General features: G+C 72.4%; 23 protein-coding genes and 1 pseudogene. 14 read left to right on the forward strand and 10 right to left on the reverse strand.

Translation table 11 applies throughout. The annotated features are described in order from the left end of the window. Positions 1-212 (forward strand): Gfo/Idh/MocA family oxidoreductase (locus GTW67_RS30700; RefSeq protein ID WP_346010791.1); only part of this gene is annotated, 212 nt, incomplete at its 5' end. A 45-nt stretch (positions 213-257) separates the two neighbouring features. Here the strand turns inward: GTW67_RS30700 and GTW67_RS30705 are convergent. The 5 genes from GTW67_RS30705 to GTW67_RS30725 all read right to left on the reverse strand — a co-directional run bounded on the left by GTW67_RS30705 (position 258) and on the right by GTW67_RS30725 (position 4,804). After that, entirely contained in the window at positions 258-671 is a 414-nt protein-coding gene (locus GTW67_RS30705) for a VOC family protein (RefSeq protein WP_161168016.1), read from the reverse strand. Positions 672-765: 94 nt separating this feature from the next. Further along, positions 766-1,668, reverse strand: a complete 903-nt coding sequence (locus GTW67_RS30710) for a sugar phosphate isomerase/epimerase family protein (RefSeq protein WP_161168017.1) — start codon at positions 1,666-1,668, stop codon at positions 766-768. Position 1,669: 1 nt separating this feature from the next. Beyond that, positions 1,670-2,692: an ATP-binding cassette domain-containing protein gene (locus tag GTW67_RS30715; protein ID WP_161168018.1), complete on the reverse strand. Its 1,023-nt coding sequence runs from the start codon at positions 2,690-2,692 to the stop codon at positions 1,670-1,672. A 7-nt stretch (positions 2,693-2,699) separates the two neighbouring features. Then, on the reverse strand, positions 2,700-3,785 hold the full coding sequence (locus GTW67_RS30720; protein ID WP_161168019.1) for an ABC transporter permease: 1,086 nt from the start codon (positions 3,783-3,785) through the stop codon (positions 2,700-2,702). Further along, the gene (locus GTW67_RS30725; RefSeq protein ID WP_161168020.1) at positions 3,782-4,804 is read right to left on the reverse strand and encodes a sugar ABC transporter substrate-binding protein; all 1,023 of its coding nucleotides are present in this window, start codon (positions 4,802-4,804) and stop codon (positions 3,782-3,784) included. The genes GTW67_RS30720 and GTW67_RS30725 overlap by 4 nt, the downstream gene beginning before the upstream one ends. A gap of 228 nt (positions 4,805-5,032) precedes the next feature. Here GTW67_RS30725 and iolC point away from each other — a divergent pair, with 228 nt between their 5' ends. From iolC to iolD, 4 genes are read left to right on the forward strand one after another with little or no spacing between them, the layout of a single operon-like run. Next, entirely contained in the window at positions 5,033-5,995 is a 963-nt protein-coding gene (gene iolC, locus GTW67_RS30730) for a 5-dehydro-2-deoxygluconokinase (RefSeq protein ID WP_161168021.1), read from the forward strand. A 13-nt stretch (positions 5,996-6,008) separates the two neighbouring features. After that, on the forward strand, positions 6,009-6,896 hold the full coding sequence (locus GTW67_RS30735) for a Cgl0159 family (beta/alpha)8-fold protein (RefSeq protein WP_161168022.1): 888 nt from the start codon (positions 6,009-6,011) through the stop codon (positions 6,894-6,896). A 27-nt stretch (positions 6,897-6,923) separates the two neighbouring features. After that, positions 6,924-7,817, forward strand: a complete 894-nt coding sequence (gene iolB / locus GTW67_RS30740) for a 5-deoxy-glucuronate isomerase (protein WP_161168023.1) — start codon at positions 6,924-6,926, stop codon at positions 7,815-7,817. Beyond that, complete coding sequence (gene iolD / locus GTW67_RS30745; RefSeq protein ID WP_161168024.1) at positions 7,814-9,688, forward strand: 3D-(3,5/4)-trihydroxycyclohexane-1,2-dione acylhydrolase (decyclizing); 1,875 nt, start codon at positions 7,814-7,816, stop codon at positions 9,686-9,688. Before iolB ends, iolD begins: the two co-directional genes overlap by 4 nt. A gap of 17 nt (positions 9,689-9,705) precedes the next feature. Here the strand turns inward: iolD and GTW67_RS30750 are convergent, their stop codons facing one another. Next, a complete protein-coding gene (locus tag GTW67_RS30750) occupies positions 9,706-10,383 on the reverse strand; it encodes an NUDIX domain-containing protein (protein WP_161168025.1) in 678 nt (225 codons plus the stop codon). A 180-nt stretch (positions 10,384-10,563) separates the two neighbouring features. On the opposite strand from GTW67_RS30750, the gene GTW67_RS30755 reads away from it, so the two are divergent. Then, on the forward strand, positions 10,564-10,809 hold the full coding sequence (locus GTW67_RS30755; protein WP_161168026.1) for a DUF5133 domain-containing protein: 246 nt from the start codon (positions 10,564-10,566) through the stop codon (positions 10,807-10,809). 52 nt (positions 10,810-10,861) lie between these two features. On the opposite strand, the gene GTW67_RS30760 is transcribed toward GTW67_RS30755, so the two are convergent. Together GTW67_RS30760 and GTW67_RS30765 are read right to left on the reverse strand one after the other, a co-directional pair. After that, positions 10,862-11,209: a MerR family transcriptional regulator gene (locus tag GTW67_RS30760; RefSeq protein WP_161168027.1), complete on the reverse strand. Its 348-nt coding sequence runs from the start codon at positions 11,207-11,209 to the stop codon at positions 10,862-10,864. 342 nt (positions 11,210-11,551) lie between these two features. After that, positions 11,552-12,280, reverse strand: coding sequence for a dienelactone hydrolase family protein (locus tag GTW67_RS30765; RefSeq protein WP_161168028.1), 729 nt, complete (start codon positions 12,278-12,280; stop codon positions 11,552-11,554). Positions 12,281-12,437: 157 nt separating this feature from the next. Here GTW67_RS30765 and GTW67_RS30770 point away from each other — a divergent pair, with 157 nt between their 5' ends. Further along, positions 12,438-12,890: an ankyrin repeat domain-containing protein gene (locus GTW67_RS30770; RefSeq protein ID WP_161168029.1), complete on the forward strand. Its 453-nt coding sequence runs from the start codon at positions 12,438-12,440 to the stop codon at positions 12,888-12,890. A gap of 139 nt (positions 12,891-13,029) precedes the next feature. Here the strand turns inward: GTW67_RS30770 and GTW67_RS30775 are convergent. Further along, positions 13,030-13,656 (reverse strand): annotated as a pseudogene (locus tag GTW67_RS30775) (NsdA family TPR-like regulatory protein); the annotation flags it as partial. A 916-nt stretch (positions 13,657-14,572) separates the two neighbouring features. Here GTW67_RS30775 and GTW67_RS30780 point away from each other — a divergent pair. The 6 genes from GTW67_RS30780 to GTW67_RS30805 are packed head-to-tail and all read left to right on the forward strand — an operon-like array spanning position 14,573 to position 20,055. Then, positions 14,573-15,472 (forward strand): dTDP-4-dehydrorhamnose reductase family protein, encoded by a 900-nt coding sequence (locus GTW67_RS30780; protein WP_161168031.1) that lies wholly within the window; start codon positions 14,573-14,575, stop codon positions 15,470-15,472. A gap of 17 nt (positions 15,473-15,489) precedes the next feature. Next, complete coding sequence (locus GTW67_RS30785; RefSeq protein ID WP_161168032.1) at positions 15,490-16,701, forward strand: SIS domain-containing protein; 1,212 nt, start codon at positions 15,490-15,492, stop codon at positions 16,699-16,701. A gap of 16 nt (positions 16,702-16,717) precedes the next feature. Further along, complete coding sequence (locus tag GTW67_RS30790; protein ID WP_161168033.1) at positions 16,718-17,383, forward strand: RraA family protein; 666 nt, start codon at positions 16,718-16,720, stop codon at positions 17,381-17,383. Positions 17,384-17,395: 12 nt separating this feature from the next. Further along, a complete protein-coding gene (locus GTW67_RS30795; RefSeq protein WP_161168034.1) occupies positions 17,396-18,460 on the forward strand; it encodes a DUF2332 domain-containing protein in 1,065 nt (354 codons plus the stop codon). 13 nt (positions 18,461-18,473) lie between these two features. Continuing rightward, a complete protein-coding gene (locus GTW67_RS30800; RefSeq protein WP_161168001.1) occupies positions 18,474-19,241 on the forward strand; it encodes a sugar phosphate nucleotidyltransferase in 768 nt (255 codons plus the stop codon). Further along, complete coding sequence (locus tag GTW67_RS30805; protein ID WP_161168000.1) at positions 19,216-20,055, forward strand: alpha/beta hydrolase; 840 nt, start codon at positions 19,216-19,218, stop codon at positions 20,053-20,055. Before GTW67_RS30800 ends, GTW67_RS30805 begins: the two co-directional genes overlap by 26 nt. Positions 20,056-20,070: 15 nt before the next feature. On the opposite strand, the gene galE is transcribed toward GTW67_RS30805, so the two are convergent. Further along, a complete protein-coding gene (galE, locus tag GTW67_RS30810) occupies positions 20,071-21,066 on the reverse strand; it encodes a UDP-glucose 4-epimerase GalE (protein WP_346010790.1) in 996 nt (331 codons plus the stop codon). A 348-nt stretch (positions 21,067-21,414) separates the two neighbouring features. Between galE and GTW67_RS30815 the strand changes: the two genes are divergently transcribed. Further along, positions 21,415-21,788 (forward strand): GFA family protein (locus GTW67_RS30815; protein ID WP_161168035.1); only part of this gene is annotated, 374 nt, incomplete at its 3' end.

Genomic DNA, 21,788 nt, shown 5'->3' on the forward strand with positions numbered 1-21,788 from the left:
TCCCGGCCGGTGTGCCGCACGACTTCTTCATGGACCGCTTCGCCGCCGCCTACCGTGCCGAACTCGCCGCGTTCACCGAGGTCGTCGCGGGTACGCGGCCCTCCCCCTGCACGATCGAGGACGCGCTGGAGGCGGGCTGGACCGCCGAGGCGTGCGCGCTGTCGCTGCGCGAGCACCGTCCCGTGACGGTCGCGGAGGTACGGCGCACCTGAGGACACCGCCGCGCCCGGGCCCCGGCCGACCCGCCCGGGCGGCGGTCAGCTCCGGCGTACGGTGATGTTGACCATCCACGGGGTGCCGAAGCGGTCCGCGCACATGCCGAAGACGTCGCCCCACATCTGCTTCTCCAGCGGCACGGCGACATTGCCGCCGTCGGCGAGCTTCTCCCAGTAGCCGCGCAGCTCGGCCTCGTCGTCACCGCTGAGGCTCACCGCGAAGGTGTTCCCGGGGTTGTACGGCATGCCGGGCGGTGTGTCGGCGCCCATCAGGGTGAAGCCGCTCGGCGTCTCCAGCATGCCGTGCATGATCTTGTCGGCCTCGGGGGCGTCGGCGTCGCCGAACTCGCCGAAGGTTTTCAGCGCGAGGGTCCCGCCGAAGACCTGCTCGTAGAACTCCATCGCCTGGCGGGCGTCGCCGTCGAAGCTGAGGTACGGATTGAGGCGCGCGGCCATGGGAACCTCCCGGAACGGGAAAAGCGGTCAGTGCTTCGCACGCTAGCGCGTGGCACCGACAACGGCTCGCCGAGCGGGAGCGGGGGCCGGGCCGTCAGGCCCCGCAGGAGCGCAGGAACCTGCGGGTGCGAATCGCGATGGGCAACGGCTCGTCGGGGGCGCAGGGGTACATGTCCTGCTCGACGATGGCGAACAGGTCCACACCCAGCCGCTGGGCCGCCGTGAGCACCGGGCCCAGCTCGGGGACGCCCGACGGTGGCTCGCACATCACCCCGCGCCGCACGGCCGGTCCGAACGGCACGCCGCCGGCGCGCACCTCGGCGAGGATCTCGGGGTCGACCTGCTTGAGGTGGAGGTAGCCGATGCGCTCGCCGTAGGTCTCGATCAGCTTGACGCTGTCGCCGCCGCAGTAGGCGTAGTGGCCGGTGTCCAGGCAGAGGCCGACCAGGGCGGAGTCGGTGGAGTCGAGGAAGCGCTCGACGTGCTCCTCGGTGTCGATGTGGGTGTCTGCGTGCGGGTGGACGACGACGTCCAGGCCGTAGGTCTCCCTGACCTGCCGGCCGAGGCGTTCCATGCCCCGGGCCAGGTGTGTCCACTGCTCGCCGGTGAGCTCGGGCGGCTCCAGGATCTCGGCGGTCCGGTCGTCGCGCCAGAAGGACGGGATGACGACGAGGTGCGTCGCGTCCACGGCTCGGGCGAGGGCGGCGACGCGGCCGACCTGCTCCCAGGTGGCGTCCCACTCGGAGGGGCCGCGGTGCAGGCCGCAGAAGATGGTGCCCGCGGAGACCCTGAGGCCGCGCCGGGCCACCTCGTCGGCGAGCCGGGCCGGGTCGGTGGGCAGATAGCCGTAGGGGCCGAGCTCGATCCACTCGTAGCCGGCCTCGGAGACCTCGTCCAGGAAGCGTTCCCAGGGCACCTGCCGCGGGTCGTCGGGGAACCAGACGCCCCAGGAGTCGGGGGCCGAGCCGACGCGGATGCGGTCCAGGGCGGTGGGCATGTCAGGTCTTCCCTTCGGCGGTGTCGGACGCGGCGGGACGGGACGCCGTGGCCTGCGGCTCGGCGGCCTGTGGCTCGGCAGCACGGGACGCGGGGATCTCCGGCCCCTCGCCGGAGACCTCCGGCCCCTCCCCCGAAACCTCCGGCTCCTCCGGCTCCTCCCCGGGGAGCGCCGCCGTGTCGACTCCCTCCGCCTGCGCCAGTTCGTGCTTGAGGGCGGCGAGTTCGGCGCCGCCGGCCATGTGGTGGGTGAGTTCCCCGAGGGTGATGCCGGCGCGGGCGGCGCTGAGTTCGAGGGTGCCCAGGCGCAGCACGCCGAAGTGGTCGCCGACCAGGTAGGCGTGGTGGGGGTTGTGGGTGATGAAGACGACGCCGAGGCCGCGTTCGCGGGCGGCGGCGATGTACTTGAGGACCACGCCGGACTGTTTGACGCCCAGGGCGGCGGTGGGTTCGTCGAGGATGAGGACGCGGGCGCCGAAGTGGACGGCGCGGGCGATGGCGACGCACTGGCGCTGTCCGCCGGAGAGGGTGCCGACGGGCTGCTCCAGGTCGTCCAGGACGATGCCCATGTTCCGCAGTTCCTCGTCGGCGGTCCGCTTCATACGGGCGATGTCGAGGCGGCGCAGGGGCCAGGGGCCCCGGGTCAGCTCGGAGCCGAGGAAGAAGTTCCGCCACACCGGCATCAGCGGGACGGTGGCGAGGTCCTGGTAGACGGCGGCGATGCCGCGGGCGAGGGCGTCGCGGGGACCGGCGAAGCGCACCGGTTCGCCGTCGACGAGGAACTCGCCCTCGGTGTGCTGGTGCAACCCCGAGATGATCTTGATGAGGGTGGACTTGCCGGCGCCGTTGTCGCCGAGTACGCAGGTCACCCGGCCGGGGTGGACGGCGAGGTCGACTCCGTGCAGGGCGCGGACGGTGCCGTAGGACTTGCCGGCGCCGCGCAGTTCGACGAGCGGCCGGCCGGTGTCCCCGGGGGCGGTGGCCGCCGGGGCGGCGCCGTCGGTGCCGGTGGTCTTGCTGGTCATGTTCCGATCACCTCCGGTCCGCCGCGCGGCGGACCCACAGATTGATGAGGACGGCACCGATCAGCATCACGCCGAGGAAGGCCTTGAACCAGTCGGGGTTCCATCCGGCGTAGACGATGCCCTGGTTCACCACGCCGAACATGAAGGCGCCGAAGACCGGGCCGACGGCGGAGCCGTAGCCGCCGGTGAGCAGGCAGCCGCCGATGACGGCCGCGGCGATGTAGATCAGCTCCTGTCCGACGCCCTCGCCGGACTGCACGGTGTTGAAGGAGAACAGCTGGTGCATGCCGACGAACCAGGCGCCGAAGCCGACCAGCATGAACAGGGTGATCTTGGTGAAGGTGACGGGGACGCCGACCGCGCGGGCGGACTCCTTGTTGCCGCCGACCGCGAAGACCCAGTTGCCGTACTTGGTGCGCAGCAGCACCCAGGTGGCCAGCGCGGCGAAGACCAGCCACCACACCACGGTGATCTTCACCTGGACGCCGCCGACGTCGAAGGAGGACGCGAAGAGGGCCTCGGCCTGGCCGAAGCCGTCCATGTCGCTGATGTCGTCGGTGGCGACGTTGCCGGTGACCAGCTTGGTGACGGCGAGGTTGACGCCCTGGAGGATCAGGAAGGTGCCGAGGGTGACGAGGAAGCTGGGCAGTCCGGTCCGCACCAGCACCCAGCCGTTGAACGCGCCGACGCCGAGGGAGAACACGAGGGCGACGACCACGCCCATCCAGACGTTCATGGTGAGCTGGTAGCTGAGCATGCTCGCGGTGAGCGCCGAGGAGACCACGGCGACGCCGGCGGACAGGTCGAACTCGCCGCCGATCATCAGCAGGGCGACCGGCAGGGCCATGATGCCGATGGTGGACGACTGGTAGAGGACCGTCGCCATGGAGCCGCCGTCGCGGACCGAGGGCGCGGCGATCAGGAAGAAGACGAGGACGGCGACGGCGCCGAGGAAGACCCCGACCTCGGGCCGGGCCAGCAGCCGCAGCGCGAGCGGGCGCCGCCGGCCGCGCCCGCCGGCCGGTCCCGGTCCCGGGCCGGGGGCCGTCGGTGCGGTCACCGCCGGCTCCGCCTGCGGGGTCGCGCTCGTCACCGGGTGCCCTTCGAGGCGAACTCGGCGACGGCCTTGACGTTGGACTTGTCGACGAAGGCCGGGCCGGTCAGCACCGGCTGCTCGCCGCCGCCGCTGTAGTTGCCGTTGTTCTGGTAGAGCCACAGGCCGTCGACCGCCAAGTAGCCCTGGAGGTAGGGCTGCTGGTCGACGGCGAACTCGATGGTGCCCTTCTCGATGGCGCCGGTGAGCTCCTTGTCGAGGTCGAAGGTGGCGACCTCGGCCTTGCCGCCGGTCTCCGCCACCGACTGCACGGCGGTCATGGCGAAGGGGGCGCCGAGTGTGACGACGTGGTCGATGCCGCCGTCCTGCTTCAGTTTGGCGGTGACCGTCGCCTTCACCGAGGGCTTGTCGGCGCCGTTGACGTAGAGGTTCTCCACCGAGCCCTCGAAGGTCTTCTTCACGCCGTCGCAGCGCTGGGTCAGGCCGACGTTGCCCTGTTCGTGGATCACGCAGAGGGCCTTCTTCGCACCGACCTCGTTGAGTTTCTTGCCGAACGCCTCGCCGGCCACGCTCTCGTCCTGCCCGAAGAACTCCATCAGGCCGAGCTTCTTCCAGTCGGCGAGGCCGGAGTTGAGGCCGACGACGGGTATGCCGGCCTGCTCGGCCTTGGCGAGGACCCCGCGCAGGGCGTCCGGCTTGGCGAGGGTGACGGCGATGCCGTCGACCTTCTGGTCGATCGCGTTCTGCACCAGGTTCGCCTGGTTGCCCGCGTTGGGGTCGGCGGAGTAGACGAGCTTGACGTTGTCCTTGGCGGCGGCCGTCTCGGCGCCCTTGCGGACGATGTCCCAGAAGGTGTCGCCGGGCGCCTGATGGGTGACCAGGGCGATCGTCATGCGCGGGGTGTCCGCCTTGCCCGCGGAGGCACCGGCGTTCCCCTCTTCGTCGGCCTTCTTGCCCCCGGAGCTGCTGGAGCAGCCGGCGAGGGCCAGCGCCGCCGCCGCGGCGAGGGCCACGGCCGGGGCGAGTCTGCGGGAGCGGGCGTGCGAAGAGCGGACCATCTTTCCTGCACCTCACTGTGCGACGGGAAGCCGCGTGTCGGACCGGAGAAGGAACGGCTGTTGCGCTGGCACCGGATACAAGTCCTTGAGGGACCCGCTGTCAATACTTTGTCAAGACATCACTTCAGGAGCTGGTCCGAATGTCCGTACAAAGCCTTGACAGGGTCGTCCCACGGTCATAGACCTGGGAGGCGGCAGGGCCCCCGCGCAGTCCGAGGAGCGTCACACATGGCCGAGTCGGTCCGGCATCTGGATCTCATCACGATGGGTCGCATCGGAGTGGATCTCTATCCCCTCCAGACGGGTGTATCCCTCGCGGAGGTCGAGACTTTCGGCAAGTTCCTCGGCGGCTCGGCCGCGAACGTGGCGGTGGCCGCCGCCCGCCTGGGCCGCGCGTCGGCCGTCATCACGCGCACGGGCGACGATCCGTTCGGCGCCTATCTGCACCGGGCGCTCAAGGAGTTCGGCGTCGACGACCGCTGGGTCACGCCGGTCGCCGCGTACCCGACGCCGGTCACCTTCTGCGAGGTCTTCCCGCCGGACGACTTCCCGCTGTACTTCTACCGCCGCCCCAAGGCGCCGGATCTGGAGATCCACCCGGAGGAGCTGGACCTCGGCGCGATCCGCGCGGCCCGCATCTTCTGGATCACCGGGACCGGACTGAGCGAGGAGCCGAGCCGTACGGCGACCCTGACCGCGCTCGCCCACCGCGCCAAGGCCGGGACCACGGTCTTCGACCTGGACTGGCGGCCGATGTTCTGGGCCGACCCGGGCCAGGCCCGCCCGTACTACGCGGAGGCGCTGCGGCACGCGACCGTCGCGGTCGGCAATCTCGACGAGTGCGAGATCGCCACGGGCGTGCGCGAGCCGCGGGCCTGCGCGGAGGCGCTGCTGGCCGCGGGTGTGGAGCTGGCCGTCGTCAAGCAAGGTCCCGCGGGCGTCCTCGCCGTGCACCGCGACGGCCGGACGGCCGAGGTGCCTCCGGTGCCGGTCGAGGTGGTCAACGGCCTCGGCGCGGGCGACGCGTTCGGCGGCTCCCTCTGCCACGGCCTGCTGTCCGGCTGGGACCTGGAGCGGACCATGCGGTACGCCAACGCGGCCGGCGCGCTCGTCGCCTCCCGCCTTGCCTGCTCCTCCGCGATGCCCACCGGGGCGGAGGTCGACGCCCTCCTCGCGCGAGCCACTCCCTGAACGGAGCGTTGCCTTGTCCCTCAGCATCCCCGACCTCACGGCGCTCAGAGCCCAGCATCCGGAGGCCATCGCGGAGGCCGCGGCCCGCCGGACGCGCCGTCCGCTGATCGGCGACTCCGGGCGCCTGATGATCGTGGCCGCGGACCATCCGGCACGCGGCGCGCTCGGCGTCGGCGACCGGCGGCTCGCCATGGCCAACCGGGCCGGCCTGCTGGAACGCCTGTGCACCGCGCTGTCGCGGCCCGGCGTCGACGGGGTGCTCGCCACCGCCGACGTGCTGGAGGACCTGCTGCTGCTCGGGGCGCTGGAGGACAAGGTCGTCATGGGCTCGATGAACCGCGGCGGTCTCGCGGGCGCCGCCTTCGAGATGGACGACCGCTTCACCGGGCACCGCGCCGAGGACATCGCCCGGCTGCGGTTCGACGCGGGCAAGCTGCTGCTGCGCATCGACTACGACGACCCCGGCTCGCTGACCACCCTGGAGTCCGCGGCCCGCGCCGTCGACGCCATGGCGGCACGCGAACTGCCCGTGTTCGTCGAGCCGTTCGTCTCCCGCCGGATCGAGGGCCGGATCCGCAACGACCTGTCCGCCGATGCCGTCACCCGCTCGGTCGCCATCGCCTCGGGCCTCGGCGGCACCTCCGCCTACACGTGGCTGAAACTGCCCGTCACCGACGACCCGGACGACATGGGCGAGGTCCTGGAGACCTCCACGCTGCCCGCGGTCCTGCTCGGCGGTGACATAGGCGGCTCCCCCGCGGACCAGGCCGCCGCCTACGAACGCTGGCGCAAGGCGCTCCGGCTGCCCACCGTGCAGGGCATGGTCGTCGGCCGTTCGCTGCTCTACCCCGCGCGGGGCACGGTGGAAGAGGCGGTGGACACCGCCGTCGGTCTGTTGTGAGACGCCCGTCGTGACGAAAGGCAACCCATGACGCATCACCTTCCCGCCGGCACGGCGCACGCCGGCCCCTACCTCGTCGACGTGACCCCCGAGACGGCCGGCTGGGGCCACTCCGCCCTGCGCGTGCTCCAGCTGCCGCCCAGTGGTGTCCATACCTTCGACAGCGGCGACAGCGAGTGGATCGTCCTCCCCCTCGCCGGCGGCTGCACGGTCGCCACCGCCGACGACTTCGGCCACGACACGTTCGAGCTCACCGGCCGCACCGGCGTGTTCGACGGCGTCACCGACTTCGCCTACGTGCCGCGCGACGCCCGTACGACGGTGACGTCCGCCGGCGGCGGCCGGTTCGCGCTCACCGGCGCCCGCTGCACCCGCCGCCTGCCCGCCCGTCACGGCCCCGCGTCGTCGGTGCCGGTGGAGCTGCGGGGCACCGGCAACTGCTCGCGGCAGGTGAACAACTTCGGCGCGGCCGGGGTCCTGGAATGCGACAAGCTCATCGCCGTCGAGGTGATCACCCCCGGCGGCAACTGGTCCTCCTTCCCCCCGCACAAGCACGACGAGCACCGGCCCGGCGAGGAGTCGGTGCTGGAGGAGATCTACTACTTCGAGTTCGCCGGCCACGAGGGCACCCCCGGCCTCGGCTACCAGCGGGTCTCGCCCTCCGGGCACGGCAAGGGCACCGACGTGCTCGCCGAAGTGCGGGACGGAGACGTGGTGTTGATCCCGGACGGCTGGCACGGGCCGTCGATGGCCGTACCGGGCCACCACATGTACTACCTCAACGTCATGGCGGGACCGGACGCCGAGCGCGCCTGGCTGATCCGCGACCACCCCGACCACGCCTGGGTCCGCGACACCTGGCCCGCGCAGCCGGTCGACCCCCGGCTCCCCCTCTACACCGCACCGGAGAGGTCCGCATGAGTGCCGCCGCCACCCGCCGACTGACCACCGCCCAGGCCCTGGTGCGCTTCCTTGCCGCCCAGTACACCGAACGCGACGGCGCCCGGCACCGGCTGATCGCCGGCACCTGGGGCGTCTTCGGCCACGGCAACGTCGCCGGGATCGGGCAGGCGCTCGTCGAGTACGGGGACGTCATGCCGTACCACCAGGGCCGCAACGAACAGGCCATGGTGCACGCGGCCGTCGGCCACGCCCGCCACCTCAACCGGCTGTCCGCGCAGGCGGTGACGACGTCGATCGGCCCGGGCGCCACGAACCTGGTCACCGGCGCCGCCCTCGCCACGATCAACCGCCTGCCGGTCCTGCTGCTCCCCGGCGACTACTTCGCCTCGCACGCGGCCGACCCGCTGCTCCAGCAGCTGGAGCACCCGGCCGAGGCGGACGTCTCCGTCAACGACACCCTCCGTCCCGTGTCCCGGTACTTCGACCGGATCACCCGCCCGGACGCCCTGATCGCCTCCGCGCTCCGGGCGATGCGGGTGCTCAGCGACCCGGCCGAGACCGGCGCGGTCACCCTCGCCCTCCCGCAGGACGTGCAGGCCGAGGCGTACGACTGGCCCGAGGAGTTCTTCGCCGACCGCGTCTGGCACGTACGGCGTCCCGCCCCCGACCCGGCGGAGCTGGCCGAGGCGGTCCGGGTGATCCGCGCAGCCGAGCGCCCGTTGATCGTCGCGGGCGGCGGCGTCCACCACAGCGAGGCGGAGGAGGCGCTGAGGGCGCTGGTGGACGCCACCGGCATCCCGGTCGCCGCCACCCAGGCCGGCAAGGGCTCCCTGCGCCACGACCACCCGGCCGACCTCGGCGGCATCGGGCACACCGGCACCGCCGTCAGCGACGACCTGGCCCGCACCGCGGACCTGGTGATCGGCGTCGGCACCCGCCACTCGGACTTCACCACGGCCTCCGGCACCCTCTTCCGGCGCCCGGACGTCCGCTTCCTGAACCTCAACATCACCGCCTTCGACGCCCACAAGCTCGCCGCCCGCACGCTGGTCTGCGACGCGCGCACCGGCCTGACCCTGCTGACGGACGCCCTCACGGGACACCGGGTGGCGCCGTCGTACGAGGCGGAGTACCGCGCGGGCAAGGAGCGCTGGGACCGGGTCGTGGAGGCCGCCCTGACGGCGGACGACGACAACGCCGTGCCGACCCAGACGCAGGTGCTGGGCGCGCTGGACGCGGTGGTGGGCGACGAGGACGTGGTGATCAACGCGGCCGGTTCGCTCCCCGGCGATCTGCACAAGCTCTGGCGGGCCCGTTCCCCGCGCCAGTACCACCTGGAGTACGGCTACTCGTGCATGGGCTACGAGATCCCGGCCGCGCTCGGCGTGCAGCAGGCGGCGCCCGGGACGCCCGTATGGGCGCTGGTGGGCGACGGCACGTATCTGATGAACCCGACGGAGATCGTCACCGCCGTCCAGGAGAACCTGCCGGTCAAGCTGGTCGTCGTGCAGAACCACGGCTACGCCTCCATCGGCGGCCTGTCCGAGTCGGTCGGCGCCGAGCGCTTCGGCACCGACTACCGCCACCGCGCCGCCGACGGCTCGTTCACCGGCGCCCCGCTGCCGGTCGACCTCGCGGCCAACGCGGCGAGCCTCGGCATGGAGGTGCTGCGCGCCAAGACGGTGCGCGAGCTGCGGGAGGCGCTGACGGCGGCCCGGGCGGCGACCCGTCCGACGTGCGTCCACGTCGAGACGGACCCGGCGGCGACGGCTCCCGGTGCCGAGGCGTGGTGGGACGTGCCGGTGGCCGAGGTCTCCGCCCGCCCGGCCGCCGCCGAGGCCCGCGCGCGGTACGAGCGGGCCGTCGCCGACCGCCGCCGACACCTCTGACGCGCCGGCCGTGCGCCTCAGGCGCCTTCGCGGGGGTGGGCGAACGGGCCCTCCAGGGCCGCCCATTGGAGCAGCATGATGGTCTTGGCGTCGCAGATCTCGCCGCTTCGGATCATCTCCAGGGCGCGGTGGAAGGGCAGTTCGAGGGTCTCGATGTCCTCGCCCTCCTCGTGCAGGCCGCCGCCCTCGTGGGTGCGGGTGGCGGGGCCGTAGGCGGCGGCGTAGAAGCTGACGCGTTCGGTGACCGAGCCGGGGCTCATGTACACGTCGAAGACGTGCCGTACCTCGCCGACGGTGTGCCCGGTCTCCTCGACGACCTCGCGGCGCACGGCGACCTCGGGGTGCTCGTCCTCGTCGTCGAGGACTCCGCCGGGGGTTTCGATCAGCAGGCCGTCGGGGTGTCCGTTGACGTAGACGGGCAGGCGGAACTGGCGGGTGAGCAGGACCGTTCCGCGTTCGGCGTCGTGCAGCAGCACGGTGGCGCCGTTGCCGCGGTCGTGCGTCTCGCGCTCCTGGGTGCTCCAGGTGCCGTCGGCGCGGCGGAGGTCGTAGGTGGTGGTGCGTTCGACGTACCAGTGGCTGGAGAGGAGCCGGACGTCGCGGATCCGGACGCCCGGGTTGCCGGTCAGGTCCTGCCCGGCGCGGTCGAGTCCGGTGCGGCCCCGGCGGTCCGGGGTGTCGATGCCGGCGGTCATCGGCGGCCGTCCGGTGCCGTGGGGCGGGGCGATGCGGGGTGGGACAAGGTGGTCATGCCCGCTTCTATCACGTCGGCGGAGGCATGCCGTGAGGCGGCGGGGGCACACGGGTTCCCGGAATCCGCTGGGGCGGTTGTCGCGGGGCCGGTCGGTCGGCCCGCCGGGGAAAGAGGTTGTGCTTTGCTGCTGCCCGCTGAGAACGAGCTGCGCACGGTGCTGGCCCGTTTCGCCGAGGCCCGCTTCCGTCACGACCTCCAGCCGACCGGCCGTTCGAGCCGGGAGCTGGAGGACACCTCGTACACGCTGTGCGTGATGACGGGCACGCAGTCGGTGGACCAGGCCCTCACCGCCGCCGACGCCCTCCTGGAGCGGCTGCGGGCCGCCCGTCAGCAGACCGTCAGGACGGCCCAGGGCCTGGCCGCCTGACGCGACATACGCCGCCTCCCCGGTCACCCACTGACGCCCGATCGTCCGGGCGTCAGACCGAGCTTTTCGGCTGGGTGCCGGCGTTCTGGGCCGCGCGGAGTTCCTCGTTGATGCGCTGGGCTTCCTCCAGCTGGTCCTCGAGGATGATGATCCGGCAGGCGGCTTCGACGGCGGTGCCGGCGTCGACCAGTTCGCGGGCGCGGGCGGCGATGCGCAACTGGTAGCGGGAGTAGCGGCGGTGGCCGCCTTCGGAGCGCAACGGGGTGATCAGGCGGTGTTCGCCCAGGGCGCGGAGGAAGGCGGGGGTGGCGCCGAGCATCTCGGCGGCCCGGCCCATGGTGTAGGCGGGGTAGTCGTCGTCGTCGAGGTTGTCGACGGGGCGGGAACTGCCAGGGGGCATAGACCTCTTCTTCCGGGTGACGCGTCGAGGGGCCCGAGCGCCGACCGGCGCCCGGGCCCCGAGCTTTCCACACCATCTACCGGCTGACTGCGCCGGGCTTCTGTATCCGCATGTTCCGCCTGGGAGGGCGTCGTTGCGGGGATCGCGGCTGCGTGACCGGGGACCACCTTCCAATCCGGGGTCTGCGGTACCCGTGCGGTTCAACCCGCCCGGGCGATCCTGATGGCGTTCGGCTCCTTACCTCTTTCGATCGATCTGTCCGTACACCCAGAACGGTAGCCCTCACCCAGGACAATGTCTACATCGGTGAGTGCAGATTTACTCCATCCAGGGGCACCGGGATCATTCCGTCAGGGGCAGACACTCGGCGAGCAGGTCCACGATGTCCCGCCAGGCTCGCCGCGCGTGCCGCGGGTGGGGGCCGACGCCGGGGAGCACCCGCTCCTCGCCCGTCAGGGGGTGGTGGAAGGCGTGCAGGGCACCGCCGTAGGTCACGAGGCGCCAGTCGACGCCCCCGGCCTGCATCTCGGCGGAGAACGCGTCACGCTGCGCGGCCGGCATGATCGGGTCTTCCGATCCGACGCCGGCCCACACCGGGCAGCGGATGCGCGCCGCCTCGCCCGGGCGGCCCGTGGACAGTCCGTTGACCGTCGCGATCGCCCGCAGGCCCACGCCGTCACGCCCGAGTTCCAGCCCGACGATGCCCCCGGTGCCGTAGCCCACGGCGGCGATCCGGTCGGGGTCGGTGCGCGGTTCGGCGCGCACCACGTCGAGCGCCGCGTGGCCGATGTCCCGCAGCCGGTCGGGGTCCGCGAGCAGCGGCAGGCAACGGGCCAGCATCTCCTCGGGGTCGGCCAGGAGACGCCCGCCGTGGAGGTCGAAGGCCAGCGCCACGTATCCCAGTTCGGCGAGCGCGTCGGCCCGCCGGCGCTCGACGTCGCTGAGCCCCGGCCCCTCGGGTCCGAGCAGCACCGCGGGACGGCGGCCGGTGCCGGCCGGTAGCGCGAGGTGGCCGGTCATCGTCAGGCCGTCGGCGGGGTATTCGACCGTGCGTGTCATCACTGTCGTCATGCGACCCGACGCTACGGGCGACCGAGCCGGCCGGGGCGTCGTTCTGCCGACGGCAGACTCGGCCACGACCCGGCTGCGGGCCGCCGGCCGCCGGCCTGCTCGGCCCGGGGGTAAATGCCTTCGCCCCTCCGTCCGGCCGCCGCTAGGGTCGGCGGTCGTGAACAGACGGCGACGTAAGAAACTGTCCGGGCGTCTCGTCATCGCCGCGCTGGTGGGCGACCTGGCGCGGGTGCGGGCGCTGCTGCGGGCGGGCGCGCCTGCCGAGACGGCCGACTCCGCGGGCACCACGCCGCTGTACCAGGCGTCGGTGAACGGGGACGCCGGCATCGTCCGCGCACTGCTGGCCGCCGGGGCCTCGCCCGACACGGAGAGCGGCACCGGCTCGGAGGGCACTCCGATGTGCGGGGCGGCCTGCTGGGGGCACATCGAGGCGGTCCGCGCGCTCCTGGAGCACGGCGCCGACCCGAACCTGCGGGAGGACCACGGCACAGGCTGGGCCCCGCTGGACTGGGCGACGAGGGGTCCGCATCCCGGGACGGCGGAGCTGCTCGTCGCCGCCGGCGCCCGGCCGAGCCCGGCGTCCGCGCCCACCGGCTCCGGCAACGACTGAGGGCCGGTCTCGGATCTCTCCCGACAGCCAGGACCAACCTGCCCCGACAACGAGGTCGTCCCAGGTGGCCGGGTCATCGACCTCCGCGTCCCTCACTCAAGGTCACCGCGGTCTACCTCTCCCCTTGCGGGGCCGGCTTTCACGCGGCGGCGACGGCTGACGACAGGGCGTCGAACCGGTGGACCAGGCGCTGGGAGCTCACGGTGCCGATGAGCCCTTCGGCCTGATCGAGGAGCTCCCGTGCCTGGTCGCCGTCGCCGCACTGGTGCACGGTGTCGGCCAGGTCAAGCACTGCGTAGAGGTGGTCGCGCGGATAGGCGGGCGCCGTCGCCTCGACGCGGCTGCGCAGGAAGGGGACGGCCCGTGACGGCTGTTGGCAGGCGAGCCAGGCCCGGCCGGTGGCGGCGTCCACGGAGTCCTTCGTGAGCCAGGTCGCCCACCACGGTGTGCGCTCGTCCGGAGAGCCGAGGTGGCCCAGCGCTTCGTCGCGGAATCGCAGGACCGCGTCAGGGGCGTGCCGCCGTCCTGCGGCGTAGACACGCCGGTCGGCGATGACCGCGGCCGCTGCGGACGGAAGGTCTGGCGTCCGTGCGGCGATGTCGAGGAGTGCGGCGGCGTCGTTGTGGTGGCCCAGCCATGCGGCCTGGTACGCGGTGGAGGCAACCAGGTTGGCGGTCGCGTGCCGGGTGGTCAGTGAGGTGGCGGTCTCGCGGGCCAGGCGCATACCGGTGTGGTAGATGCGCTGGGCCTGCGGGTGCTGGCGGGCATCGAAGGCACATCCAGCCGACCTGCTCGCTCAGCTCGATGTAGGCAGTGTGGAGCCGGTCGGTGAGGGGCCCTTGGCCGCGGGCCTGTGCCACGACCCGGGAGGCGCTCTGCCAGATACCGATGCCCCAGGTGAGGTCTCCGCTGGCGCTGCCGGTGGAGTCGTCGATCTCCCTCAGGTCGCGGACGGCTCTTTCGATCGCCCCGACGAGCCGTTCGTTCAGCTGGCCGGAAGAGGCGGCGGAGGCTTCCGCTATCGGGCCGAGCAGTAGCGCGAGGGCAGGGGGCGGTGGCTGCGGCTCCGGTGAGCATGAGCAGCTTGCGGCGGTCCATCAGGTCTCCTTGGCTGATCTCCTGGAGCAGGGCCTTTAGGGGGGCGTCGCCGGGCGCGTCGAGGTGACGGTGACGGGTCCTGGGACGAGGCAGGTCCCATCCGACGTCGGCCGCGGTGATGCACCGTCCAGCCCTGGCGGTGAGGACGGCCAGGGCGTCCGCCTGGTTGTCGGGCTGCGGGAGAGAGGGGGTCTCGCGCAGCCAGGGGTAGGCCGCCTTCGGGCTGAGGGGGGGAACAGCCGCGGCGGGCCCGCCGCTGGTTGATGCGGGCGATGAGCTGCTCCGGCCGCATCCCCAGTTGCTGTAACAGGGCGCCGAGCACATTGGCCGGCGGGGCGTCAACCGCTGCTGGCTCCATGGGCACTCCAAGTCCGACGGGGTCCTGGCCGGAAGGTACCACCGCTCAGGGGACCGCCTGAAGACGGGACGAATGGGGCCTGGTGTACGTACACCAGGCAGCAAGACCGGTGCCCGTACACCGAGTTGGTGTGTGCACCGGGTACACCGCGGCGACCTCTCCCGATCACGCCTCCGCCTCCGCCTCCGCTTGTCTGTCTCACCTCGCAGAAACGTGGAGGTGAGGGATGCGAGCAGTGATCTTCGGTGCGTCCGGGCTCCTGGGCCGCTCCGTGATGCGGGCCTTCGGCGACATGACCGTGACGGGCACCGCCTTCAGCCGGAGTGCCGGCGCCCTGGTCGCGGTCGACGCGAGGTCGGCCGACGCCATCGCGCACCTGCTCGGCAGGGTGCGGCCAGACGTCGTCGTGAACTGCGTGGGCGAGCGCCGCCCCGCGGTATGGGCTGGTGCACCGGAGAGGGCCTGCGCGGGAAACGTGGACGCGGCCCGGCTGATCGCCCAGGGCGCACGCCGGTGCGGTGCCCGGCTGGTGCACATCTCCAGCGACTACGTCTTCGACGGGACGGCGCCGCCCTACCGGCCCGACAGCCTCCCGAACCCGCTGAACACCTACGGCCGGTGGAAGCTCCTTGCCGAGCACGCCGTACGCGGGGCCTGCCCGGACGCGGCGATCCTGCGACTGCCCGCGCTGTACGGGCCCGTGCAGCACGCGGCCGAGACGAACCTGACCGAGATCGCCCGCCAGGTCGCTGCCGGTACCCCGGTCGAGTTGGACGACGTGTGTGTCCGCTACCCCACGCACGCGGACGAGGCCGCCGAGGTGTGCCGCCGACTCGCCAGGGCCCTCCTTCAAGGGCAGCGCCTGGGCTCGGTCGCCCACTGGAGCGCGGAGCAGGGCCTGACCAAGTACCGGATGGCGCTGATGATCGCGCGCAGGTTCCACCTGCCCGCCGATCACGTCCGCGCCGGCGAGACGGACGCGGCGTCCGGGGACCGGCCGGTCGACTGCCGCCTCGACTGCCAGGAACTGCCCGCCGCCCTGGGCCCGGCCCGCCGCCGCCTGTTCGACATCGAGTTCCCGCCCGCAGTCGAGCCCTGGCTCACCGCCTCCGGGCCCGCTGCGTGACGAAGGAAGGACCCATCGTGACCACGTTCCTCTACGAGGACTTCGCCCACGCGTACGTGACCGAGGTGGGCGACGCCGTCCGCCGCATGCTCACCCGCGGCGCCGAGGCCGTCGACCTGTTGGCCAAGGCCACCGCGGGCGGCGGCGAGATCCGCGCCTTCGGCAACGGCGGCTCCTCGGCGATCGTCCGCTCGGCTCTCCTCCAGCTCCACGCGCAGGCCGGAGTGCCGGTGAACGACGCCATGATGAGCCCGGCGACCCTGGCCTACACCGCGCAGCGGGACGACTACCGCACGGCCTTCGCCCGGTCGCTCGCCGGCGGTGTCGGCCGGGTGGACCTGGTCGTCGTCGCCAGCGTCAGCGGCCGGTCGGCGAACATCCTTGAGACCGCCCGGCTCTGCGCCGAACACCGCGTGCCGGTGCTGGCGCTGGTGGGCGGCGACGGCACCCAGATGGAGCCGGGCGACGGCATGGTCTGGGCGACCGGGACCACGGACCAGCAGATCAGCGAGGACGCCATGCTGACTGTGCTGACCCTGGCAGCCGCCACCGCACTCGGCCACGGCACGGAGCCGCTGCCGGCCCGAGCGGAGCGGCACATGCGCGCCCTGGCCGCGGTTGACGCCGACCTGCTGGGGGCCTTCCTGCGGGAGGCGACCGAGGCCGCCCGGGACGCGATCCGCAACCGGCGCCGGATCTATGTGCTGTGCCCGGACGGCGGGCCTCTCGCCCTCGTCGGCGAGCACTTCGCGCACAACCTGCGCTGGGACGCGCCGCTCGGCGTAGACGGGGTACAGCCCCCGCTCGTCGTCTGCGATCCCTCGCTGGCCGACATGAGCGCGATGTACAACGACCACCCCGACCCCGCCCACGGCGTCCGCCACCAGCTCAGCAGCGCCAGAGGCGAGGACGTGGTCTTCCTCCTCGCGTACGACTCGGCCGGCAGGACGACCCGCGAGGCCGTCAACGCCGCCGCCGTGGCAGGCACCCGGCCGTTCCTCCTGCACCGGGACGGCCCCAGCCGCTCCGGCGCCGGGGCCCGTCACCTCCGGCTGCCACGCGTCGACGACTTCGCCCTCGCGGCCCTGGTGCAGTCCCTCGCCCATCTGCTCTGCCGGACCACCCGCGCCGCCCTCACCGCAGACCAGACCGGCGTGCTGTCGACCGACGACCTCATGGCCCGCGACCTGGCGCCGCTCCGCGAACTCTCCGACACCCCGTCCCTCTGAACGAAAGGCATCGACCATGTCCGCACGCGAGATCCACACCGACATCGTCCGCCCCGCCCGCAGCGAGATCGCCGCCCTGTCGCGGATCCCGGTGGCCTCGATCGTGGACGCCCTCGGCAAGACCGGCGCCCTCTCCTACTGCCTGCGCCTTCAGACCCCCGGCCTGGTCCTGTGCGGCAGCGCCGTCACCGCGCTGGGCCCGGACGTGACCGTGCGCCGCGCGGCGATCGACCTGGCGCAGCCCGGCGACGTCGTCGTGGTCGCGGCCGGCGGCGGCAAGGAACTCTCGTGCTTCGGGGGCGTGACCGCCGCGCACATGCAGACCCGGGGCATCGCCGGGGTCCTGGTCGACGGCATGGTCCGCGACCTCGCCGAGCTGCGCCGCATCGCATTCCCCACGGTCGCCCGCGGCGCCACCCCGCTGAACTTCGACTACCCCGCGGGCCGGGAGGACGGCTCGGTCAACGTCCCCGTGGACATCGACGGCATCACCGTCACCCCCGGGGACGTCGTGGTCGGCGACGAGGACGGCACGGTGATCGTCCCCCGCGACCAGGTCGCGGCCGTCATCGCCACGGCGCAGGCGTCCCAGGCCGCCGAGGAGGAGAAGTGGTGGGCCCGCCGCGGCCAGAGCCTCGGCGCCGTGCAGCAGCTCGCCGCCTCCGGCTACAAGATCATCTGAGGAGACCCACCGATGACCGACCACACCCAGCTCGCCGAGACCTTTCGGCGGTTCGCCGACCAACAGGCCACGGGCCTGTCCCCGCTCTACGCCACCCTGTCCCACGCGGCCGCCCGCACCCCGGAGCTGCTCGACCTCGCGGCCCACACCCAGCCGGGACAGCCCGCCCCCAACATGCTGCTCGCGGCCGTCCACCACATCCTGCGCCGCGGCGTCCGGCACCCGCTCGCCCCCCACTTCACCGGCGACGAGGAGCTGACCGAAGACCGCGCCGCCGACCTGCTGACGGACTTCTGCCGCCGCCACGCCGGACGCATCCGCCGGATCATCTCCACCCGGTCCGTCCAGACCAACGAGGTCAACCGCTGTACCGTCCTTCTGCCCGCCTTCGCGGCGCTCCAGCAGCAGCTCGACGACGGTCGGCCGATCAGGATCGTGGTCGTGGGCGCCAGCGCCGGGCTGACCCTGCTCTGGGACCGCTACGCCTACGACTACAACGGGCACCGGCTCACGCTGCCCGGCAGCGACCCGGACACGGTCCTGTACTGCGAGGTCAAGGGCGCCATGCCGCCTCTGTCCCTGGACCCCACGAGGTTCGTACGTCCGGTCGGGATCGAACCGAGTCCGGTGGACGTCACCGACCGCGAGGCCACCGAGTGGCTGGTCAGCCTCACCTGGCCCGAGCAGACCAACCGGATGCACACCCTGAACTCCGCCCTGGCGCTGGCCGCCCGCACCCCGCCGGCGATCCTGGCTGGCAAGGCTCAGGACCACCTCGCCGACGTCGTCGCCGAGACCCCGGACGACCAGCACCTGGTCTTCGTCTTCTCGTGGTCGATCTACCAGATCTTCGGCTCGCCGGGCGGCCGGGAACGTCTCGTCGACACCCTCGCCGAGCAGAGCCGGCGCCGCCCCCTGCACGAGATCTCCATCGGCCACTTCGGCCAGGAGATCCCTCACATGATCATGGCCGGCCACACCGGCGGCGTGAGCCGCTCCGACATCGTGGCCCACTGCGACGTCTACGGCACCTGGCTCGACTGGCTGGCCAACCCGCTCGTCCGGCCGAGCGCCTGACGGGAGAGACGTCATGTCGCGCACGATCACCAGGGCGGTCGTGGCAGCCGGCGGGGCCGGAACCAAGATGGACCCGATCACCCGCATCCTGCCCAAGGAGATGCTGCCCGCCGGAGGACGGCCGATCCTGGAGCACCTCGTCCACGAACTGCGCACCGCAGGGATCACCGACGTCCTGTTCGTGGTCTCGGCGCGCAAGCCGCAGATCCCGGCCTACTTCGGCAGCGGCTCCGCGTACGGCATGGACTTCTCCTACAGGGGCCAGGACGACGGCGCCGGCCCCGGCGCCCCCGTCCTCGCAGCCGAGACATGGACCCAAGGACAGCCGTTCGTCCTCGCGTTCGGGGACAACCTGATCCGCGGCGCCGCCGACCGCGAGACACCGCTCCAGCGGCTCCTCGCCGGCACGGCAGACTGCTCCGTCCTGACCCGCATCTTCCCCGCGGACGGCATCCCTGCGCACGAGACCCTGCTGGGCGCGGCCGACGCGCCCGGGCCCGGGCCGGCCGCGGTCGCCTTCGGCAGGGACCTCCTGGACCACGCCGGTGCCCAGTGGGTGCACGCCTGCGCCGCCCGCTGGGTGCTCGGTCCCGTCGTCTTCGACGCCCTGCGCGCGTGCCCGCCCCGCCCGGGCGGCGAGCTCTACCTCATCGACGCCATCCGGCGCTGGATCGCCGCCGGCAACCACCTCACGGCGCTGCCGCTCCGGCCGGACGACCTCCGGTTCAACTGCGACAACTGGGAGACCTACCACGATGCCGTCGCCGCCCTCCGCCCATGAACACCCCGCCCTCCCGCACAGCCAGGCACACGTCCACGACGCCGACACCCTGCCTGCCGGCACCCGGTTGGTCCTCGTGGAGAGCCCATTCCAGAGGCCCAGAACGCAGGTCACCGTGATCTGGCCCGAGCAGCGGGTGCGCAGGGTTGTGCTCGCCCTGCCCGTCGAGAAGGGCGACGGGCGCAAGTACGGCCACAGCCTTGTCGAGATCGGACGGCTCCCGGCTCACCTGCGCGACGGGACCGTCTTCGCCGCACCGACGTTCAGCGCGTCGCCCTGGCTGGTCAACCACGCCACCCGGGCCGACTGCCGACAGGAGGACCACCTCGTCCGCGTGGTCGTACCGACCGTCCTGGCCCTGCTCGGCAACGAGGCCCGACCGCCGGTGCACCTGCTGGGATTCAGCAAGGGCGGCTTCGCCGCCCTCAACCTACTGACCCGGCACCCCGGCCTCTTCGCCGTCGCCAGCATCTGGGATGCCTCACTGCTCAGCGACCGCCCGCCCCACCCACAGCTCGTGGACGTCGCCGGCAGCACCGCACGGCTCGACGAGTACGACGTACGGCAGAACCTGCGCCGCCACGCGGCAGCCCTCCAAGGGGCCCGCCGCATCGCGCTCGGGGGCATCGGCACCCTGGAAGCCGACTGGACCGCCGGCCGCCGGCTCCTCGAAGCGCTCGGCATCCCCCACGACGCCTACCGGGATGCCCCGGCGGACCACCGGTGGGACACCGCGTGGCTCGCACCCGCCCTCCGGCACCTGCTCGCCCTCGAAGCGGGCTTCCTCCCGGGCGCTCGGGCCCGGGAGGAGTGAGGGCGGGGAAAGGGCTCAGTCCTTCAACAGCCCGTCGCGCACCGGAATCCAGTCCAGGGCGGATCGGATGCCGTCCTCCAGGGAGAGCTGCGGCGTCCACCCCAGCAGGTCTGCCGCCCGGTCGCTCTTGGTGTAGCCACCGGCCACGTCACCGGGCCGCGGATCGGCGTCGACGGTTGCCAGGGGCGTGCTGACGACGTTGTTGAACGCCTCGCACAGCTCCCGGACCGTGGTGCCGGAGCCGGTGCCCAGGTTGATCGCGATCGAGCGCTTCGACCCCGTGAGGACGGAGTCGAAGCGCTCGATCGCCGCGATGTGGGCCGCGGCGAGATCCCAGACGTGTACGTAGTCCCGGATGCCGCTGCCGTCGCGCGTCGGGTAGTTCGTCCCCGTGATCGGGAACGGTCGGCCCTCCTGGTGCGCCTGGATAAGCACTCCCAGGGCGTGGCTGGGCCGCTTGAGCTGAAGCCCGGTACGCAGCTTCGGGTCGGCACCGACCGGGTTGAAGTACCGCAGCGACAGCACGCGCGGCCCCGCCACGGCGATGTCGGCGAACATCTCCTCGCACACGGCCTTCGTCCGTGCGTAGGGGCTCTGCGGCGCCAGCGGCGAGTCCTCGTTGACGGGCGAGCCGTCCTCGGCCTGGTAGATGGAGGCCGAGCTGCTGAAGATGATGCGGTCGCAGCCGTTGCGGTGCAGGTGGCTGACGAAGGCCAGGCTCTTGGCCACGTTCGCCTCGTAGTAGCCGATCGGGTCCGCGACGGACTCGGGCACCACGATCAGCGCCGCGCAGTGCACCACGGCGGAGATGTCCGGGTGCTCCGAGAAGATCCGGTCGACCAGTGCGCCGTCGGCGATGTCGCCCTCGTAGAAGGTGCGGCCCTCGGTGAACTCGCGGCGGCCCCGGACGAGGTTGTCGAGGATCACGGGGGTGATGCCCGCGTCCAGGCAGGCCGAGGCGACCGTGCTGCCGATGTAACCGGCTCCCCCGGCGATAAGGACCTTCACCACGATGTGTCTCTCCCAGCTTCGTTCCAGCCCTGTAGGCGACCGCAGCAAGGCTAGCGAAGCCGTCACCCGGCCGCGCAGCGGCGCGTCCGAGAGGCGCGGGCCCGCCTCCCCCGCGCGTCATCGACGGACGCGGCACCCTGAGCACCGACACCTGGCGCGAGGCCGGATGGACCGTCCGCACCCTTGGTCGCCCCTGAGCTGCGGTTTCGTCGCCCGGCCCCCGTGTCGCCTCCCCAATCGGCGCACGCGGTCGGGCCACGCCAGAGCCGCCAACAGCGTCCGGACGATCGTGGAACCGATGGCACACTGATCTGCCCAACTTGCCCACGATGTCCGGGAGATCACCTGATGAACGCCACCCCCACCGCCGACGCCCAGCGATCCGAACCAGCCGAGGATCGCACCGGCGGTTGCCTCTGCGGTCGTGTCCGCTTCACCGCTCAGGGCCCGGCCGTCTTCCCCCACACCTGTGAATGTGATCATTGCCAGAAACTCGGCGGCACCCCCGTGATGTGGTGGGTGGGCTTCAAGACGATCACTTGGACCGGCGAGGGCGGCGAACCAACCTGGTACGAGACCTTCCCCGATGAGGCGAAGCGCGGCTTCTGCCCTACCTGCGGCAGCCGCGTCGCGGCGATCGACAGCGACATCCCGGAGATCGGCATCAACGTCACGGCCCTCGACGACACGAGCGGCGAAGACCTCGCGCCGATCCACGCGTA

The organism is Streptomyces sp. SID5910 (assembly GCF_009862125.1).
Lineage (GTDB): Bacteria > Actinomycetota > Actinomycetes > Streptomycetales > Streptomycetaceae > Streptomyces.

What these genes read in the sequence shown, in the direction of transcription:
- GTW67_RS30705 (WP_161168016.1), bottom strand. Translation starts at nt 671, where the DNA reads ATGGCCGCGCGCCTCAATCCGTACCTCAGCTTCGACGGCGACGCCCGC.
- GTW67_RS30710 (WP_161168017.1), bottom strand. Translation starts at nt 1,668, where the DNA reads ATGCCCACCGCCCTGGACCGCATCCGCGTCGGCTCGGCCCCCGACTCC.
- GTW67_RS30715 (WP_161168018.1), bottom strand. Translation starts at nt 2,692, where the DNA reads ATGACCAGCAAGACCACCGGCACCGACGGCGCCGCCCCGGCGGCCACC.
- GTW67_RS30725 (WP_161168020.1), bottom strand. Translation starts at nt 4,804, where the DNA reads ATGGTCCGCTCTTCGCACGCCCGCTCCCGCAGACTCGCCCCGGCCGTG.
- iolC (WP_161168021.1), top strand. Translation starts at nt 5,033, where the DNA reads ATGGCCGAGTCGGTCCGGCATCTGGATCTCATCACGATGGGTCGCATC.
- iolB (WP_161168023.1), top strand. Translation starts at nt 6,924, where the DNA reads ATGACGCATCACCTTCCCGCCGGCACGGCGCACGCCGGCCCCTACCTC.
- iolD (WP_161168024.1), top strand. Translation starts at nt 7,814, where the DNA reads ATGAGTGCCGCCGCCACCCGCCGACTGACCACCGCCCAGGCCCTGGTG.
- GTW67_RS30750 (WP_161168025.1), bottom strand. Translation starts at nt 10,383, where the DNA reads ATGACCGCCGGCATCGACACCCCGGACCGCCGGGGCCGCACCGGACTC.
- GTW67_RS30760 (WP_161168027.1), bottom strand. Translation starts at nt 11,209, where the DNA reads ATGCCCCCTGGCAGTTCCCGCCCCGTCGACAACCTCGACGACGACGAC.
- GTW67_RS30765 (WP_161168028.1), bottom strand. Translation starts at nt 12,280, where the DNA reads ATGACGACAGTGATGACACGCACGGTCGAATACCCCGCCGACGGCCTG.
- GTW67_RS30780 (WP_161168031.1), top strand. Translation starts at nt 14,573, where the DNA reads ATGCGAGCAGTGATCTTCGGTGCGTCCGGGCTCCTGGGCCGCTCCGTG.
- GTW67_RS30790 (WP_161168033.1), top strand. Translation starts at nt 16,718, where the DNA reads ATGTCCGCACGCGAGATCCACACCGACATCGTCCGCCCCGCCCGCAGC.
- GTW67_RS30795 (WP_161168034.1), top strand. Translation starts at nt 17,396, where the DNA reads ATGACCGACCACACCCAGCTCGCCGAGACCTTTCGGCGGTTCGCCGAC.
- GTW67_RS30800 (WP_161168001.1), top strand. Translation starts at nt 18,474, where the DNA reads ATGTCGCGCACGATCACCAGGGCGGTCGTGGCAGCCGGCGGGGCCGGA.
- GTW67_RS30805 (WP_161168000.1), top strand. Translation starts at nt 19,216, where the DNA reads ATGCCGTCGCCGCCCTCCGCCCATGAACACCCCGCCCTCCCGCACAGC.